This window comes from Collinsella sp. CLA-ER-H3 (assembly GCF_040092425.1).
Taxonomy (GTDB): domain Bacteria; phylum Actinomycetota; class Coriobacteriia; order Coriobacteriales; family Coriobacteriaceae; genus Collinsella.
The window spans coordinates 14,128-32,715 of the sequence record NZ_JBBNLP010000003.1; the positions used below are offsets into that span (position 1 = coordinate 14,128).

General features: G+C 61.3%; 15 protein-coding genes. 1 reads left to right on the plus strand and 14 read right to left on the minus strand.

Annotated features, from left to right (window positions below; genetic code table 11):
• Nucleotides 1–107: 107 nt before the first annotated feature.
• From AAAX32_RS02915 to AAAX32_RS02945, 7 genes are all read right to left on the minus strand, one after another.
• On the minus strand, nt 108–737 hold the full coding sequence (locus tag AAAX32_RS02915; protein ID WP_346976985.1) for an HAD family phosphatase: 630 nt from the start codon (nt 735–737) through the stop codon (nt 108–110).
• 161 nt (nt 738–898) lie between these two features.
• Nucleotides 899–1,882 (minus strand): SIS domain-containing protein, encoded by a 984-nt coding sequence (locus tag AAAX32_RS02920; RefSeq protein ID WP_226790479.1) that lies wholly within the window; start codon nt 1,880–1,882, stop codon nt 899–901.
• A 197-nt stretch (nt 1,883–2,079) separates the two neighbouring features.
• Nucleotides 2,080–2,913, minus strand: coding sequence for a PTS system mannose/fructose/sorbose family transporter subunit IID (locus AAAX32_RS02925; protein ID WP_117848824.1), 834 nt, complete (start codon nt 2,911–2,913; stop codon nt 2,080–2,082).
• Between the two features lie 13 nt (nt 2,914–2,926).
• The gene (locus tag AAAX32_RS02930) at nt 2,927–3,721 is read right to left on the minus strand and encodes a PTS sugar transporter subunit IIC (RefSeq protein ID WP_349099951.1); all 795 of its coding nucleotides are present in this window, start codon (nt 3,719–3,721) and stop codon (nt 2,927–2,929) included.
• 36 nt (nt 3,722–3,757) lie between these two features.
• Complete coding sequence (locus AAAX32_RS02935; RefSeq protein ID WP_117770300.1) at nt 3,758–4,681, minus strand: PTS mannose/fructose/sorbose transporter subunit IIAB; 924 nt, start codon at nt 4,679–4,681, stop codon at nt 3,758–3,760.
• Between the two features lie 183 nt (nt 4,682–4,864).
• On the minus strand, nt 4,865–5,947 hold the full coding sequence (locus tag AAAX32_RS02940; RefSeq protein WP_158564921.1) for a DMT family transporter: 1,083 nt from the start codon (nt 5,945–5,947) through the stop codon (nt 4,865–4,867).
• Between the two features lie 259 nt (nt 5,948–6,206).
• The gene (locus AAAX32_RS02945) at nt 6,207–7,199 is read right to left on the minus strand and encodes an SIS domain-containing protein (RefSeq protein WP_117806039.1); all 993 of its coding nucleotides are present in this window, start codon (nt 7,197–7,199) and stop codon (nt 6,207–6,209) included.
• Between the two features lie 205 nt (nt 7,200–7,404).
• Between AAAX32_RS02945 and AAAX32_RS02950 the strand changes: the two genes are divergently transcribed.
• Nucleotides 7,405–8,127, plus strand: a complete 723-nt coding sequence (locus AAAX32_RS02950; protein ID WP_349099952.1) for a GntR family transcriptional regulator — start codon at nt 7,405–7,407, stop codon at nt 8,125–8,127.
• Between the two features lie 47 nt (nt 8,128–8,174).
• Here the strand turns inward: AAAX32_RS02950 and AAAX32_RS02955 are convergent, their stop codons facing one another.
• The 7 genes from AAAX32_RS02955 to AAAX32_RS02985 form a co-directional block, all read right to left on the minus strand.
• Nucleotides 8,175–8,765 carry an N-acetyltransferase family protein gene (locus tag AAAX32_RS02955; RefSeq protein ID WP_349099953.1) on the minus strand — a complete coding sequence of 197 codons (591 nt, stop codon included), beginning with the start codon at nt 8,763–8,765 and terminating at the stop codon, nt 8,175–8,177.
• Nucleotides 8,766–8,842: 77 nt separating this feature from the next.
• The gene (locus AAAX32_RS02960; RefSeq protein WP_349099954.1) at nt 8,843–9,868 is read right to left on the minus strand and encodes an aminotransferase class V-fold PLP-dependent enzyme; all 1,026 of its coding nucleotides are present in this window, start codon (nt 9,866–9,868) and stop codon (nt 8,843–8,845) included.
• 45 nt (nt 9,869–9,913) lie between these two features.
• On the minus strand, nt 9,914–10,777 hold the full coding sequence (locus AAAX32_RS02965) for a phosphatase PAP2 family protein (RefSeq protein WP_349099955.1): 864 nt from the start codon (nt 10,775–10,777) through the stop codon (nt 9,914–9,916).
• A 215-nt stretch (nt 10,778–10,992) separates the two neighbouring features.
• The gene (gene mfd, locus AAAX32_RS02970; RefSeq protein ID WP_349099956.1) at nt 10,993–14,625 is read right to left on the minus strand and encodes a transcription-repair coupling factor; all 3,633 of its coding nucleotides are present in this window, start codon (nt 14,623–14,625) and stop codon (nt 10,993–10,995) included.
• Nucleotides 14,626–14,811: 186 nt separating this feature from the next.
• A complete protein-coding gene (locus AAAX32_RS02975) occupies nt 14,812–15,858 on the minus strand; it encodes a zinc ribbon domain-containing protein (protein ID WP_349099957.1) in 1,047 nt (348 codons plus the stop codon).
• A 118-nt stretch (nt 15,859–15,976) separates the two neighbouring features.
• Nucleotides 15,977–16,642, minus strand: coding sequence for an endonuclease III (gene nth, locus AAAX32_RS02980; protein ID WP_099432571.1), 666 nt, complete (start codon nt 16,640–16,642; stop codon nt 15,977–15,979).
• Between the two features lie 63 nt (nt 16,643–16,705).
• A complete protein-coding gene (locus tag AAAX32_RS02985) occupies nt 16,706–18,508 on the minus strand; it encodes an ABC transporter ATP-binding protein (RefSeq protein WP_349099958.1) in 1,803 nt (600 codons plus the stop codon).
• Nucleotides 18,509–18,588: the final 80 nt, after the last annotated feature.

Here is an 18,588-nt window from a genome sequence, read left to right on the forward strand (position 1 = left end):
CAGAAGGACCGTGAGGCCGCTCAAAAGAAAAACGCCGTGAAGAGAGCGGTCCCTTCACGGCGAATTCGGCGTTTGCCCAGATAAAACCTGCCAAAATAAACCTGTCCCTAAATGGCAGGTAGGATGTCGGTCAGGTTGTCGATGACGACGTCGGCGGCGGACTGGTCCAGGTTGACGCCTTCGTGCGGGCGCAGCGCCAGGACGCGGGCGCCGGAGCGCTTGCCGGCCTCGATACCCAAAGGCGAGTCCTCGATAACCAGGCACTCGGTAGGCTCCACCCCCAACGCCTCCATGGCACGCAGGTAGATCTCGGGATCGGGCTTAAACGCACTGCACTCGTGACCGCTGATGGTGTAGTCTAGCACGTCGGCGATGCCGGCAATCTCCACCAGCTCGTCGATGAGCTCGCGATAGGACGAGCTCGCGATAGCGCACTTCACGCCACGCTCGTGCAGCTCGCGCATCACCGGCTCCGTCTGCTCGTTGAGCAGCTCGGCATACGGAACGGGATGGTCCGGGCTATAGACCTGCTTGTACTCCACGCGCAAACGCTCGCGCAGCTCAATATCGTCGGGCACCAGCGCCTCCCAAATGGCGGGCTCGTTAGACCCCGAAAGATCGGGAATCTCGTCAAAGTGGAACCCCTTCTCTTCCATAAACGCGACGCGGCGACGGTTGTAGAACCACTCGGTATCGACCAGCACGCCGTCCATGTCAAACAGAACTGCCTTGATCATACGCATCTCCTCCCCACCTGCCAAAAAGGGACAGGTTTATTTTGGTAGGTTTTATCTGGGGTTTTATGGAACGACGAACACGCCCTCCCCAGAGCAAAAAAGGGGACGGGGCGCAAACCCCATCCCCTCTCAATCAACCCGTAAGGTCTACTTACTTGTGATTAGTAGGAAAGCTTCCACATGTAGCGACGCATGGTCAGCGGGTGCTGACGGGCCTCGGCGATCTGGTTGCCGTACTCACGCATAACGGCGAGGTGCAGCAGCGGGTTGAAGTAGGTGATGACGCTCGCGGGCACGGCGTCAGCCAGGCCGTAGTCCTTGGAGTCGATCAGAGCGACCTTGGCGCCCATGCGCTCAAGGAAGGTGAGGGCGCGGGCGTCCATCGGACGGGTGGCGCCATCGGACATGAAGAAGACGTAGGGCTTACCCTCGGTGGAAACCTCGAACGGGCCGTGGAAGTACTCGCCGGTGTTGTAGGCGGCGGCGTCGATCCACTGCATCTCGGTGAACAGGAAGGCGGCGTGAGAATAAGCCATCTTCTCGGAGGCACCGGAAGCCATGAAGTAAATCATCTTGTCGTCCTTGAAGTCCTCGGCGAACTTCTTGGCGAGCTTCTTGCAGTGCTGAGCGGCGTTCTCGCAGAGATCGAAGATGTTGGTGAGGCCGGTGATCATGTCCTCGTAGTGGTCATAGCCCTCGGTCTGCTGAAGGATCTCGAGAGCAAGAGCGATAGCATAGCCGGGCTTCTCGCACTTGGCAGCATAGTTGGCGTGGAAGCCGTGGACGATGACGTGGTCGGCGTCGACGGTCAGAGCGGAGCCAGCCTTGTTGGTGAGGGAGACGACCGGGCAGTTGTGCTTCTTGGCGGTCTTGTTGGCCTCGACGGTCTCGGGCGTGGAGCCACCGAGGGAGCAGGTGATCACGAAGGTGTGCTCGTTGACCCAGGAGGGCGTGTCGTAGTTGAACTCGTTAGCGGTGAAGATCTGAACGTTCAGCTTGTCCGTGTTGTTGGCCAGGAAGTACTTGGCGGGGTACAGGTCGGACATGGAAGCACCGCAGCCGACGAAGGCGACGCTGTGGATCTCGTGGTTGGACAGGACGTCAGCGACGATCTGCTTAGGGAGGTTAAGGTCGATCTCGTACATCTGACACATTCCTTTCGATTTTTGCGGCGCCACATTGCCGGGCGCACGCAGGGTTACCGTGATTTGGACCGAGTCGCCGGCCCGTTGAGGATGTGACAAAGGGACTGCCCTTTGTCACGTATAGGGATGGAAGCCTGCCTGGGGTATGGGATGCCAGGCAGGCTCCCCGGGGAAAGCGGTTAGACGCTTGGTCGCGACTAGGCCAGGATGCCGGCCGCGGAGAGGGCGATGCCGCCCACGATGGCGATCACGAGAAGCCAACCGGTGTTGACGTTCTTCTTGATGAGCCAGTACATAAGGCCGGTGAGGCCGAGGGAGATCATCTGAGGCATCATGCCGTCCAGGATGTCCTGGATAACGACGGTGCCCTCAGCGAACTGCAGCGGGGTGGTGGCGCCGATCAGCGTAGCGATCATGCCGCCCACGGACATAAGACCCACGATGCCGCAGACATACATGAGCTTCTCCATGAGGTCGCCGCCCTGAAGCTTGCTCAGGTACTCGTGACCGCCCTGATAGCCCATCTTGGCTGCGAACCAAGTGATCAGCACGGAGGGCACGATGGAAATGAGCATGGCCAGGATCGGGCCCATGATGGAGCCCTGCTGAGCCAGCTGAACGCCCAGGCCAAAGGCGATAACGCGGATGGTGCCCTGGAAGAAGGAGTCACCGATGCCGGAAAGCGGACCCATAAGGGAGGTCTTGACCGCGTTGATCGAATCGGGATCGAAGTTCTCGGGATCCTTGGCGTACTCCTCCTCCATGGAGGCGGCGAGGCCCAGGATGAAAGCGCTCGTCTGCGGGGTGCAGTTGTAGAACGCCATGTGACGGTGGTAAGCCTCTTTCTTAGCAGCGAGCTGCTTGGGATCGGACTCATCCGGATAGAGGCGATCGAGCGTGGGAACCATGCCGTAGAGGAAGCCCATGTTCATCTGACGCTCGTAGTTCCAAGAGGCCTGGATGGCCCAGGAGCGCCAGAAGAACTGGCTGACCTTCTTGTTCAGGGACACGTCCTTGGTTGCGGTTGCCATAGTGTGTTCCTCCTTAGTCTTCGTCGTCTTCGAGCGGATCGTAGTCGGAATCGACACCGGCGGCTGCATGGGAACCGTTGAACTTGAAGCCCATGAAGACGACAGCCAGGCACACACCGATCAGAGCGACCGCGATGACGGACAGGTTGAGGTAAGCGGCGAGCAGGAAACCGATGAACAGGAACGGAGTCATACCCTTCTTGATCATCATGGTGAGCAGCAGGGCCAAGCCGTAGGCGGTCATGATCTTGGTCGAAACGTTAAGACCAGTGGACAGCCACTCGGGAACCATGTTGACGATGGCCTGAACCAGGTCGGTGCCAACAAAGACGGCGAGGAAGATCGGCAGGAAGTACATGACGGCGTACAGACCGGAGCCGGCGCAGATGTGCATACGGTAAGCGGTCTTGAACTTTCCGTTATCGATCGCGCTATCTGCCACATGGGTGAGGGCGGCGATGATGGAACGGAACACGATGCCGAGGAGCTGACCCAGGACGGCGACCGGGATGGCGATCGTCATGCCGGTCTCGGCGGAAGCATCGGTCAGGCACGCAAAGGCAGCGGCCACGATGCCGCCCAGGACCATATCGGGCGGAACGGCGGCGCCGACCTGCACCAGACCCATGGACACGAGCTCGACGGCGGCACCGACGGCAAGGCCGGTGGGCACATCGCCCAGCAGCAGACCGACGAGCGTAGCGCCAACGAGGGGCTGCTCGAAGTTAAGACGACCGAGCAGGCGGGAGTCCCACATGCAGAACACGCCGACGAGGCCGACGAGCACCGCACTGATGAACGTATTCATACCCTTCTCCTTTCAGTCAGGCAAAAGCCTGGTTGATTACAGCTTGGCGTCGATGTCGACGCTCTGATACGTAGGGGTCTGCTGGACATAGAGCTTGATGCCCATGTCGAGCAGCTGGTTGACGTCGGCCTTCTGGGTGGCGTCGAGGAAGACGGAGCTGTCCTTGCCGCCAATCTGATCGGCACCGTCGTGGTTGGCGGTGGCGCCCAGGTTGATGGCGTCGAGCTTGTAGCCCTGGCAGAACTGCAGCATCTCGGCCGTGTTGCCAAAGACGAACATGACACGCTCACCGAGGGTGTTGAGCTTGTCCATCTTGGCGAGGGCACGCTCGACGGTGAAGACGTTCAGGCGCACGCCCTGGGGCTTGGCCAGCTTAAGAGCGCCCTTCTTGATGTCATCGTTGGCGGCAGCGTTGTCGACGACGATGATGCGCTCGGCCTGAACCTTGGTGGTCCAGGTAAAGACGACCTGGCCGTGCAGCAAACGGTAGTCAAGACGTGCGAGGACGATCTTGGCGGGACCGGAGCTGTGACGGGACGCCTTGGCCTTCTTGGCGGGAGCCGCGGCGGCCTCGACCGGTGCGTTGGGGTTGGTCAGACCGGTGCGGGCCTCATTGATGAGGGCCGCGAGCTCGGCGCCCTTGACGGGGGCGGGGCTCATAGCAAGCGTGAGCGCCAACGGGATGTTGAAACCGCTGACAACCGTGAACTTCGTGCCGTTCTTGGAAAGCTCGACCATGTTGTTGTTGACCGAGCTGCCGAGCATATCGGTCAACACATAGACGGTGTCGTCCGCGTTGAACGTGGCGATCATAGCCTCAACCTTATTGGTGATGGGCTCCTTGTCGTCACGAGCAAGCGACACGACGTGGACGTTCGACACGTCGCCGAGAACCATCTCGAGCGTGTCTTTGGCGCCTGCGGCCAGGCCGCCATGAGATGCGAGAATGATCTGATTCATCTTGCCTCCTCCTTTTCGTTATGGTCATTATAACGTCTTATACGTTGCTTATATTGCTAATTAGTATAAAGACCGTTCGCGGGTGAAAATCGACCGTTGACGGGTTTAACGTACTTGAAACGTTGGGGCTGGGTAGGCCGACGCTGGCTGGATAACCCCAGGTCGGACACCGAGCGCAACCCCCTATCGCACGAAGTACCAGGGGCTTTCCTGCACGGTGGGCTCCAGCGTGATGCCTGTGCGCTCGCGGAACAGATCCATGTCCTGCGATTTCTCCGTCCACCACGCGTTGGGCTTAAAGGTCATGCTCTCAATGACATGGCCGACAAACACACTGTTGCGCAGCTTGGAGAAGTCGGTGTTCATGATCAGGATGGACGCGAGCACCAGCACAATGCCCAGGACCTTGATTGCGCCGGCGGACTCGGCATAGATGCCAATACCGACCAGAACGGTCGCCACGGTTTCGAACGAAGCCACGACCGGCACCTTCGACGTCTCGAGGTCCATAGAGAGGCCCTGCATATAGAAGATGTACGCAAGAGCCGTCGGAATAAAGCCAAAGCCCGCGAACAGCAGAATGAGCTGCGGGGACATTGCCGCGGCTACATCGGACCACGGAGCAGAAAGCACAGCCATAAAGCATCCGCCAAAGACAAAGCCCCAAAACGTCACCGCCAGCGGATGCAGCGTCTTGGTGGCCATGCGGCTAAACACAGCCAGCAACGCACCGCAAAGTCCGGCGATCACACCCGACGCGACGCCCCAAGTCGAGAAATGGAAACCGGACAGGTCCCCGCTCGTCACCGCGAGCACGCAACCCACAATGTTAAAGATGATGGCGACGAGCTTGTTGGGGGTCACGCCCTCGCGATAAAGCACGCGGCCGAGCATGACGCCAAACACCGGCGAGGTATAGAGCAGCACCGAGGCCGTGGACATGCCCACCTCGCCCATGCACTCGTAATAGCAGGTGTTGGCGACGGCCAAACCGACGATACCGACAAGTGCGCAGGGGACGAGCTCTTTAGGACTTGCCTTGAACAGCGCCATGGGACCCGAGGCTTTTCCCTCACGAGCACCTCCCTGGCAACCCATGAATACCAAAACCGGAGCCATCAAGACGGCACCCGACAACAGGCGAAAGGCCGCCATGCTCTGAGACGAAACGCCCAGGGCGGATATTCCGTTAACAAAGATGCCGATGGTTCCCCACATGAGGGCGGCGATCAGCACCAACGCATAGCCCATATTGCTTCTCTTCAACGCAGCCTCCTTGGTTCTGTTTCCAATATGTTTCATGCTACGTTATAGTCGTTATATACATTTTTCAAGGCACAAATCGGCGAACGGGAAATCTCTTGAAACAAGGAGTGTCGCAGGTGCCGGCAGAAAGGGAACGTCCCCAAGTGCCGCTCTAGCAGTTGCGGTGAAATAGTTCTCAAACAGAGGCTTCACGCTCCCAAACAGGAACTATTCCACCGCAACTCATGAGGGGTATTGGGCTGTTAGGCCGCTCTATCCCTTAGTAATCCAGCTTCCACATGTAACGGCGCGTCATGTAATCCTTGTGGGTGACGGCGGAGAGCGCACGCATGTAGACGTTGTTGAGGATCGGGGCAAAGATCAGGTGGTTGAAGTATTCGCTCACGCTGTCCTTGATGTCGTTGAGGCCAAGCTCCTTGGCGTCGAGCTGATAGACGCGATCGCCACCGTACTGGTTGACGAAACGGATGCCGCGCTCGTCGTTGCAGCGGCTGCGGCCGACGCTGATGAGCTGGAACAGCGAGGTGCGCTTGTCCAGGATCTCGAAGGGGCCGTGGAAGAAGTCGCAGGTGTTGATGGTGCAGGAGTCGATCTGCAGCATCTCCTGCACATTGCAGATGCTAAAGACGTAGGCGGCACCAAAGAGCGGGCCCTGAGCCATGACGTTGATGCAGGGCTTGTCGGCGTTCTGCTCGGCCCACTTGGCAGCGAGCGGACGGGTGTACTCGACGGCCTTGCGATAGATGGGGTCGACCAGGTCGAAAGCGGCCATAGCGGTCTCGTACTCGGCATAGCCCTCGGTCTGCTGCGTGAGCTCCATGGCGATCATGGTCACGACGGCGGAGTTGGTACGGCCCATGCAGGACTCGTCAACGGCCAGGCTGTCATACTGGATCTTGTAGTCGCAGACCTCGGTGAGGCCGGACTCGTCAACATAGATGGCGATGGTGCTGGCGCCGTGGTCCTTGGCGACCTGGGCGGCGACGATGGTCTCCTTGGTGCCGCGCATGGACACGACGACGGCCAGGGTGTTCTCGTTGACGTAGGCCGGGGTGGCATGCACGAACTCGTTGCTGGTGTAACTGGAGCTCACGACCTGCGTGGCCTCGTGCTCCATAAAGTACTGGGCAGGATAGTTGCCGCCGTTGGATCCGCCGGCGCCAATCCACACGACGCGCTTGATGCCGCCCTTGTCTGCCTTGTCAGCCAAAACCTGGGAGACGACGTCCTTAACCTGTTCCTGAGTAGTCATCGTGCATCAGCCTTTCTTCTCGTTTGATGCTCTCGATGGCATACAAGTTACATACACGTTTTGGTTATGTCGACTAGTTGTATGCTATATTTGTCTTAGAAATTTTGCTGGTAAAGTTTTCGATTGTTCGTTACCAGCAGTTTTGTTCTTGTATTGAATACATGCTTGCTTAGTTAGGCATACAAGTTAGATATAGGTTGGCAATATGAGCGTCTCATCTAAAAAGAAACTAAGCCAATACGAGCGCTTGGCGGGCATGCTGCGTGACCGCATCGCCTCCGGCACCTACGCGCGCGAGGACAAGCTACCGTCCGAGATGGAACTCATGGACGAATCGGGTCTGTCGCGCAGCACCGTGCGCCACGCCCTTAAGGTACTCGTTGATGAGGGCCTGGTGCGCACCGAGCGCGGGCGCGGCGCCTTTGTGGCCGACACGCCCGCGCTCCACGAAAACAACCTGGTGTTTTCGAGCTATACCAAGCAGGTCGAAGGCCAGGGCATGAAGCCCACCACGCGCACGGTGGACTCGGGCTTTACCAAGGCGGGCGGCAGCATAGCTAAGTTCTTTGATGCCGCCGTGGGCAGCAAGCTCGTCAAACTTGTCCGCCTGCGTTATCTGGACGATGCGCCGCTGTGCCTGGAGACCACCTACCTGCCGCCAAGCTTCGAGTCGCTCATCGACCGCGATATCAACGGTTCGCTCTACGCGACGCTGCGCCAAGAATTCCATCGCGCGCCAGCACAGGGACATAAGACCTTTGAGGTGTGCTATGCCTCGCAAAACGAGGCGTTTTTGCTCAACGTCGAGCGCGGGCAGGCGCTAATCCTAATCACCGACTACGTCTACGACACCGACGGCCGCCCGCTCCATATCTCCAAGCGTATCCAGCGCACCGACCGCGCCAAATACACCGAACCCATCGGCTAACTCACACCAAAACCACCACAAAGGGGACAGGCACCTTCGTGGTGGTTTTAGGCGAGGAGGTCGGGGAACCAGGTTGGCTTGGGTTGGTTGGGCGTGCGCTCGGCTAGGACCAGCTCCATCCAGCACATGTCGTACCAGCGGCCGAACTTTTGGGCGCAGCGGTCAAAGGCGCCCACCAGGCGATATCCCATATGGGCATGGAAATCCTGGCTGTTGTGCGTCAGATACTCGTCGTCCTTATCGTGCGGCACGGCGATGAGCGCGCACATGTTGGTGATGCCCATCGCGATCAGACACTGCTTGAGCGCGTCGTGCAGCTTGCGACCCAGCCCGCCATGGCGCACATCGCGTGCCAGGTAGATCGACGTCTCGACCGACCAGTCGTATGCCTCGCGGCTGTTGAGCGGACTCGCATAGGCATAGCCTACCGGACGCCCGTCCAGCTCCATCACCAGATACGGATAGCGCTTGAGCGTACGCTCGATGCGCCCGGCGAACTCCTCAACGCTCGGCACCTCGTATTCACAGGTAATCGCCGTCTGGCGCACATATGGCTCATAGATGGCAAGCAACGCCGACGCGTCATCGGGCGTCGCCAGGCGAATCGTCGGCTCGGACATCTCGGATTTCTCGGGCATACAGCCCCTCCCCCTCAAAAGCAAAGACCGCCCTGCGCCAAACCCAAGCGCAAGGCGGCCCTCGTCATTGCATCAAGCTACAGGACAGCCGCCAACGCGTCAATGTCCTCCTGCGTCGTGGCCCAGCTGGTGCAAAAGCGCACCACCGTGTGGGTCTCATCGTACTTTTCCCAATACTCGATCGAGGCATGCTCGCGAATGTGGGCCATGTCCTCGTTGGGCAGAATCACAAACTGCTGGTTCGTGGGCGTCTCCAAGAAGAACTGGTAGCCGCGCTCGTGCAGCACACGGCGCAGCGCCTGAGCCGTCTCAATCGCCTGACGGCCGATCTCAAAATATAGGCCATCGGTAAAGAGCGCCTCAAACTGCACGCCCGTCAGGCGACCCTTGGCCAGCAACGCACCGTGCTGCTTAATGCGCGGAATGGGATGCGCCGGAGCGTGCATGCCGCAAAACACCACGGCCTCGCCGCACAGGGCGCCGCACTTGGTGCCGCCGATGTAGAACACGTCGCACAGCTGCGCCAGCTCGGGCAGGGTAATGTCGCACTCATCGGACGCCAGCGCATAGGCCAGACGAGCACCGTCCACAAACAGCGGAATCTCGCGCTTCTGGCACACCGCATGAATCGCCGCGAGCTCGGCCTTGGAATACAGCGTGCCGTACTCGGTCGACAGGCTCACGTACACGGCGCCCGGGAACACCGTGTGCTCGTAGCTCTCGTTTTCGTAGAACACCTGGATATAGTTCTCGAGGTCCTCGGCGTGCATCTTGCCCTCGTAGCCGGGGATGGTGAGCACCTTGTGGCCGCCAAACTCGATAGCGCCCGCCTCGTGACAGGCGACGTGACCAGTCTCGGCAGCAACGACGCCCTCGTAGGGCGCAAGCAGCATGTCGATCACCGTCGCGTTGGCCTGCGTGCCGCCCACCAGAAAGAACACGTCGGCATCGGGGGCCTGACAGGCCTCGCGGATAAGCTGCTTGGCACGCTCGGTGTGTGCATCGGTACCGTAGCCGGGCTGCGGCTCCATATTGGTGTCGACGAGCGCCTGCAGCACTGCCGGATGTGCACCGTGGGAATAGTCGTTGTTAAACGCGAGCATGGCAATCCTCTCTTACCGGGTATCGGCCAGATGATTCAAACGGGGCTATTGTACGCCGTTGGGATAGGCAACGCGCGCGGCAAGGCACTCAAGTGCCAGTACCAGGGCAAAACCGCAGCTCACGTCACTCAAAAAGTGCGCTCCGATCACGATACGACCAAAGGCGACGAGCGCCGCAACCACAGCCGCGACCCAAAAGACCACGCGGCGTCGCGACGGCTTTTCCTTAAAGGCCGCCGCGGGAAGCCCGGCAAGCATAAGGCCGATCGCCGCATGCGCCGTGTGTCCGCTCGCAAACGACTTGAAGCCGTCCTTGATCACGCCGGCGGCGATATAAGTCCACTTGTCGGGATTGCCGATCACCCACCACGGCTGAAACTCGAGCCCCTGCGTCACCTCGATCACGCGCATGCGCGGACGCGACCACAGCGGCTTGACGATCACGTTGAGGATAATGGCCTGAACGACCCACACGGCAAGTACCATCAACGCCCAGCGCGTGAGCTCGTCGGGCTCGGTCGTGCGCGTAAGGCGATAGACGATAAGGTTGGCAACGATGACCAGCACAAACGTCAGCACCAACTGAACCGCGATGAGTTTGCCGCCAACCTTCAGAGACGAAACGATCTCATAGCCGGCCAAGCCAACATTGACGAGGATGCCGAGCACGGCGAGCCATTTGCTCCCCCTGGAGTCGGGACGCACCGCGCGCACGAGCATGACGCCTGCGACGCTTGCCGTCAGCTCGAACGGCAGCTCGCCGGCGGCCTCGATAAAGCGGCCGTACATGCTGCCGATGTTGAACAGCGCGCTCGAGATCTGGTAATCGAAGAAGCTGCCCACGCCCAGACAAAGGCACAGGACAACCGCGATAATGGCGACATCTTTCTTGTAGATGTATCCGAACATGCTTTCCTTTCGGTCGGGCGAAGGGCAGTCAACCTGCAATGTGGGTGAGACGAAGATGGCTTTGTCCCGTAAATACCCTTACAGGTTGAGCATAAGTAAGCGAAAACGTTCCATTTGTGGCAAGGTGGCCCGAAGGAGGAGGGAAGCGTACTTGCGTACGCGACCGACGAGTGAGGGTCAGATTGCCCAAATGGGGCGTTTGCAGCGTCGACCCGTTAGTCGTCGTCGCTGGCACCCAACTGCTGCAGCAGCATGAGCGCCGCGGCCACGGGGCCGGTGCCGTCGTTGGCGTCGAGGCCGCGGCCCAGGCCGCTGCCCGCGCCGGCGCCCGCCTTGTAAGGCACCGATAGCTTGCGGCTCTTGGGGAAGTTCACCGCACCGTAGCGAGTCTTAAGCTCAAAGGCCACCTTCTTGGGCACTTCGACGCCCAAAAACGTGATGCGTCCGCCGCTGAGCGTGACGCTCTCGAGCCCCAGGCGCTCGCCGCGAATACGGATGCGCGCGCGGTTGAACAGGTTGAGTCCCGCCAACGGCAGTTCGCCATGCGCGGCCTCGGTCTCCTCCTGCACCTCGTCGATACTCTCCAGGTCCTCAGCCGCAGCGAGCTTGCGGTACACGAGCACGCGCTGGTCCACCGCCGGCAGGTACTCCTCGGACAAGAAGTAGTCGGCCGGCAGGTTAATGCCCACGCTCGCCGCCTCCACGCCGGCATCGTCGTCGCCGCGCGCCTCGGCCACGGCCTGTCCCAGCATCTGCGTAAACAGGTCAAAGCCCACACTCGACAGGTTGCCGTGCTGCTCGGCGCCCATGAGCGAGCCGGCACCACGGATCTCCAGGTCACGCATGGCGATGCGCATGCCGCTGCCCAGGTCCTGGAACTCGGAAAGCGCGGTCAGGCGCGCCGTTGCCTCCTCGGTGAGCGGCAACTCGCCCGGGAACATAAAGTACGCGTAGGCCTGCGTGGCAGAACGGCCCACACGGCCCTTGAGCTGGTAGAGCTGCGCCAGACCCAGGCGCTGCGAGTCCTCGATGATGAGCGTGTTGGCCGTTGCGTTGTCGATGCCGCTCTCCACGATGGTCGTGGCGATAAGCACGTCAATTTTCTTGGTCGCGAACTCGATCATCACGTCCTCGACCTCGCGCGGGCTCATCTTGCCGTGCGCCACGCCCACGCGCGCCTCGGGCGCGGCCTCGTGCACGCGCGCCACGGCATCGTCGATGGTCTTGACGCGGTTGGACACGTAATACACCTGACCGCCGCGGCCCACCTCCAGGCGAATCGCCGCACTCACCACGTCGGGGTCGTACTCCCCCACGTGCACGATTACGGGGCGGCGCCCGGTCGGCGGCGTGGTGATCAGGCTCATATCGCGCACGCCGCTCGTGGCCATCTGCATGGTTCGCGGAATCGGCGTTGCCGAAAGCGTGAGCACGTCAATCTGCTCGCGCAGGTTCTTGAGCTGCTCCTTGTGCTGCACGCCAAAGCGCTGCTCCTCGTCGATGATCACCAGGCCCAGGTTCTTGGGGTTCACATCGGCCGAAAGCAGACGGTGCGTGCCGATAAGCACATCGATCGTGCCCTCGGCAAACGCCTTGAGCGCGCGCTTTTGCTGCGCCGGGGTGCGGAAGCGGCTGAGCACCTCGACCTCCAGGCCAAACGGGGCAAAGCGCTCAAAAAACGTCTCGTAGTGCTGTTGGGCCAGAATGGTCGTGGGACAGAGCACCATGACTTGGCGGCCGGAGTCTACGCACTTAAACGCCGCGCGCAGGGCGACCTCGGTCTTGCCGAAACCCACGTCGCCGCACAGCAGGCGGTCCATGGGCTTGGGCGCCTCCATGTCGGCCTTGATGTCGGCGATAGCCTCCAGCTGGTCGCGTGTCTCGTCGTAGGGGAAGCTCTCCTCCATCTCGATCTGCTCGGGCGTATCGGGCGGACAGGCGATACCGGTAATCGACGAGCGGCGTGTATACAGGTCGACCAGGTCAAACGCCAGCTTTTTGGCATTCTTGCGCGCCTTGTTGGTGGCACGCGTCCAGTCGGCGGTGTTGAGCCTGGTCAGGCGCGGCTTGTCGCCGTCGGGGCCAACATAGCGCGTGATGCGGTCGACCTGCTCGAGCGGCACGTAGAGCTTGTCGCCGTCGGCATATTCCAGCAAAAAGTAGTCGCGCTCCTTGCCGCCCACTTCCTGGCGCGCGATCTCGCTAAAGAGCGCGATGCCGTGAGTGGCGTGCACCACGTAGTCGCCCGGCTTAAACGGAAACGTGATCTGCGTAATGTCCACCTTGCGGCGGCTGCGCGCGCGGTTGGCATCCATACGGGCGTTGAGGTCGGCGATCGAGAACACGGCCAGGTTGGCATCGGGCACCACCACGCCCTGCGGCAGGGCGGCATCGACAAAGGTCACGCGTCCGCGCGAGATAGTGGGCACGGCAGCACCGGCGGCAGCCTGGGCCGCGCCCGCCTCGAGCGAGCGGGCGTTGAGCGCGTCAGCCTTACGCTCGCGAATTGCAGCATGAGCATCCTGACGGGCAGCACGATCGGCAGAATCTGCCGCCGCCACGCGCACGCGGTCGCCGATAGCGCCGACATTTTCGGGCGCCGCGGTCAGCGATTCCTCAAAGGTAATGCCCTCGTCGCCAAAGGTGAGCTCCATCGACTCGCGCGCACCGCGGTCGGGGATGGCAAACACGCAGGCGTAGCGCTTGCCCACGACTTCCTGAATGCGCGTCATAAAGCGATTGTCCGAGCCCGCAATGGCCGGCTGCTCAATCTTGAGCTCCGCCGTCACCGCGCCGCCGGCACGGATCAGGCTCACGTAGTTCAAGCGCTGCTGGGCACCAAAATCGAGCTGTTGAGCGCGCACGTACAGACCATCCAGGCGGTCAATCCCTGCCTCGCCGGCACGCGCCTCGATATCCTCGTGGGCGCGCAGGCAGTCGTCGAACAGCGAGCGCGGCTCGGACAGAACCACGAGCGCCTTACCGCTCACGTGCGCCAACGGGCTTACGGTCTGGCCGTACATCACCGGCAAAAAGCGGTCGAGCTCGGGCGTGACGATGCGCGCATCCACCATCTCGAGCAGCGCCGCCAGTTTGCTGTCATCCTGGCTGGCGCGATAGAGCGCCACATGCATGTTGTGGACGGCCTCGTCGGTGAGTGCCAGTTCGCGGCAGGGAAAGATTTCGATGCTGTCCTCGTTGCCGATGGTCTGCCCCGTGGAGCTCACCATGCGGCGGATGCGGTCAATCTCGTCGCCGAAGAACTCGATGCGCACGGGTGCCTTTTCCTGTGCGGGGAACACCTCGACGGTGTCGCCGTGAACGCGAAACAAGCCGGGCGCATCGGCGGCGCCGGCATTGGTGTAGCCCATGCCCACCAAGCGCTGCGGCACCTCGTCAAAGGGAATCTCCTCGCCCACCGCAAAAGTAGTGGACTCCCAGTAGCGGCTCTCGACCGGCGGCACGCAGCGCAGCAGCGCGCGAGCCGAGGCGACCATGATGCAGTTGTCCCCGCGCACGATGCGCCCCAGAGCCTCGCAGCGCTGCGCCACCACGGCGTCGTCCGGCGCCTGCTCGCGCCACGGATAGTCCTTGCGCTCAGGAAAACGACACACGTGCGCCAGGCCCACGTAGGCGGCAAGGCTACGCGCGGCGCGATCGGCCGCATCCTCGCCGCTCACGATATAGACCGTCGGGCGCGGACGGCGCGCAAACTGGGCGGCCGCCATAAGCGTGCGGCCCGACTGCGACACAGCCAGCGTCACGTCCTCGCCAGCATCGAGCCCGGCCTCGACGGCCTGCAAGGCCTCGGCAGTGTAGAGCTGCGCGGCTATACGGTGAATGAGCATGCTGTTCCTCCGGCATTGCAACGCCAAAAGCCCGCCGGGGCAAGCTCGGCGGGTATGCGGCGGATTTCATTGCCTGTCATGGTAGCGCATGGAGAGGACTCCAGCTCAAGCGTACGCCCAGCCCCGCAACAAAAACGCCAGACGGACGAGCCGCCTGGCGCTATCAGAGTGAGCTATACGCCGAGCCTAGTCGTAGACGCCCATTTTAAGCAGTGTGAAGGTCGGAGCGCCGTCACCCTGCGCGACGCGGACCGTGCAAGTCTCAGTACGGCCCATGGATGCGTCCGCTTGAATTGCGGCAATGAACTGGTCCTTTGGCAGGCCGTAAGTGCTCTCGGGGATGTCGGAAGGAAGTAGCGCACCGCCAGCACTGTAAACCTCATAGGTGAGCTCGTAGATGTTGTCGCCAAGGTCAGTCGCGCCCGTAACGATGGCACACGATGGGTTGTAATTTCCCTGGCCGTATTCCTGCTTCAGATACAAGTACCCGTCATGCGCTTCGGCCGAATCGGCAAGCATCTGCCCACCCGACCCTTTATCAAAGGTCATGTCAGCATCCGAGAGCGTCAGACCCGTCAGGCGATTGAGTTCCCTATTGATCACATCGGTCGCCATGCGCTGATAGTGACCGTTGTCATAGTCGCCTTTCTCGATTCGATACGGCGCGTTGTCAATAAAATGGCACCAGATAAACTTAACCAGCTTGTATTTCTCGTCATCAGAAAGTCCGTCAGTCGAATCGAAGCCGCCCGTCTGATACCAGTCCCGATCGAAGTGCTCCTCCGTAAAGTTCGATAGGAACAGGTTCGCGGCGGCATAGGTTGCCTGGTCATTGAGGTCGACCTTTACGCTGCTGCCCGTCTGCTCGGGCTCTTCCGGCTCTTCTTGCCCTTCGGCAGGCTTCTCCTTGGCGCTTCCCTTGTCCTTGTGCTCGGCCGAACCCTCGTCGGACCCAAGCACCGTAATCTGCGATGAGCCACCCTGCCCAAGCGGTCCCAACACGCCGGTCAGCGCCAGCGCAGCGCCACCGGCCACCAGCACGCCCGCTACACATATGCCGATAATCACCGCTCGCTTATGCGACCTCTTCTGCACGGGAGGCATTCCTACCGCCGGCATCGGCGCGGGCTCGGCGGGCGCGGCCGCCGGAGAAGTGGCGCCCATGCGCGCCCCGCAGTTCGTGCAAAAATCGGTTCCGTCGGGCATCTCAGAGCCACACTTGGTGCAAAACATACTCGGGCATCCCCTCACAACAAACGGCATCTGTCGCCATCATATTGAGCCTTCGCAGCCCAAATGTGTTGCGCAACATTGGCCAAAGCCTTCGGACGCCGGCAAAACGCGCCGGGCCCTATCCCGTTACGCGCACGCTGGGGCACAAATCCGCCAGCGGGCACTCGTCGCACTTGGGCTTACGGGCATCGCAAATCTCGCGGCCAAAGGTGATCCACTGGTGATTGACCGACTCCCAATACTCGTGCGGCAAAATCTTGAGCAGATCCTGCTCGGTCTTGAGCGGCTCTTTGGCGTGCGTCTTGGGACTCAGCATCAGGCGGTGCGCGATGCGGTTGACGTGCGTATCCACCGCGATGCCCTCAACGATGCCAAATCCCACGTTGAGCACGATGTTCGCCGTCTTGCGTCCCACGCCCGGCAGCTTTACAAGCTCCTTCATGTCGGCCGGTACCTCGCCGCCGTAGTCGGCAACGATCATCTGCGCGGCCTCCACGGCATGCTTGGCCTTACTCTTATAAAAGCCGAGCGACTTAATGGTGTCCGCCACATCGGCCACGCTCGCCCCTGCCATGGCCTCGGGCGTGGGCCACTGGGCAAACAGCTGCGGCGTCACCTTGTTGACCTGCGCGTCGGTCGTCTGAGCCGAGAGCAGTACCGCGATGAGCAGCCTAAAGGGATTCTCGTGGTCCAAGAAGCACTCGACCGGGCCATAGCGACGGTTAAGGCGCTCGCACACCTCGATGGCGCGTTCGCGTTTGGCGGCATTGGTCTCGCGTGGCATAACGACTCCTCGGCTCGGCAGAAACAAAACTTCTCGGAAACGATTGTCCCACGTACGGGGGCCTTAAGCCTCCAAAAATGCGCCGGTCTGGCGGCCCCACAGGCTTGCGTACTCGCCGCCCGCCTCGACGAGCTGCGCATGCGTGCCGTCCTCGACAATCTCGCCGTCTGCCAGCACTACGATGCGGTCGAGTGCCGCCACGGTGGACAGGCGATGCGCCACCACAATGGAGGTGCGCCCGCGCATCAGGTTCTCGAGCGCCTCCTGCACCAGCGCCTCGGACTCACTGTCCAGGGCAGAGGTCGCCTCGTCGAGCACCAGAATCGGCGCGTCGGTCAGAATAGCGCGAGCGATGGCAACGCGCTGGCGTTGGCCGCCCGAAAGCTTAACGCCGCGCTCGCCAACCATGGTGTCAAAGCCATGGGGCAGGCGATCGATAAACTCAGTCGCGTTGGCCAGGCGCGCGGCCTCGCGGATCTGCTCGTCGGTGGCATCGGGGCGGCCGTAGGCGATATTCTCGCGAATGGAGCGGTGGAACAGCAGCGCCTCCTGCGGCACGTAGGCAACCTGGCGGCGCAGGCTCTGCTGCGTGCAGCGCGAGACGTCCTGGCCGTCCACGAGCACGCGGCCGCCCTGTACGTCGTCCAAGCGCAACAGCAGCTTGGTGAGCGTCGTCTTGCCCGAGCCCGATTTGCCCACCAGACCCACGCGCTGGCCCGCCGCCACATGGAGCGTCAGGTCGTCGAACACGCTCTCGCCCGCCGCGGCATCACGGTATGCAAAGCTCAGGTGCTCAAAATCAATCGCGCCCTCGCGCACCTTGAGCTCGGGGGCGTTCTCGTCGTCTGCCACCAGACGCGGCTCGTCCAGCACGCGCGTCATCTCGGCCGCATCGCCCAGCGCGCGATTGATGCGCTGCATCATGGAGCTCACGTAGTTCAGACGCATGGTGAGGTTGTACGTATAGGTAAAGATCATGACGAGCGCGCCGGCAGAGATGCCAAACCACGCGTTGCCGCCCGCGACGAACACACTCACCACGGCCATGGTAATGACGATAAGGCCCGAGGTCGTAAAGTTGCGCTGCATCATGGCGTGCATCGAAACCGTCTCGGCATCGCGCGCGGCGCGGTCGGCGGCATCGAACAGGTCGCGCTCAAAGTCCTCGCGCCCGCAGGTCTTGACGGCCAGGATGTTCGTGACCGCGTCGGACAGCACGCCCGAAAGCTTGTTTTGCGCGGCGGACGTCGCGGCCGAAAGCGGCATGATGCGCTTGTACATAAGCCAGACAAACGCGATGTAGACGGCCATGATGCCCACCAGGATCACGGTAAATGTGGGCACCACCGGGGCGAGCGCCGCCACCGTGCAGACAACCGAGGTGATAGTGGGGATAAGCGAATACACCGTCACGTCCACCAGACCCGTGTAGCCGCTCATAAAACGGCTCGTCTGGCTCACAAGCGATCCGCCAAATCGGCTGGTGTGGAATGTCATGGATTGATTGGAGAGCGTGTCAAAGCACAGGCGCGCCAGGTGGTAGTTACCCGCGATCTCAAGCTTGTAGACGGTGTAGTCCTGCAGCTTGGAGAGGATCTGGCCTACCAGATTAACGAGCACGAGCGCCAGAATGTAAGGACCAAAGACCTCAAACACCTGGTCGCCTGCCACGGAGCCGGCCTGGACGCGGTCGACGATAAGCGCCATCACGTAGGTGTTGGCAAACGTGAGCAAAAAGATGTAGCCCGCCGACGAGAACACCGAGAGAAAGACGATCAGCGGCTGCGTGCGCGTGACGTCCCAAAAACGCTGCAACGTGCGGCGCACGGTGGAGCGCTTGAGCGGGCTGGTGCTTCTCTGAGACATGGGCTTCCTTTCGCATCTGATAGGGCGAGAGGCCATTGTTGCACATTGAAGCGCACTTCAGTCAAGCGCGACGCGAAAAG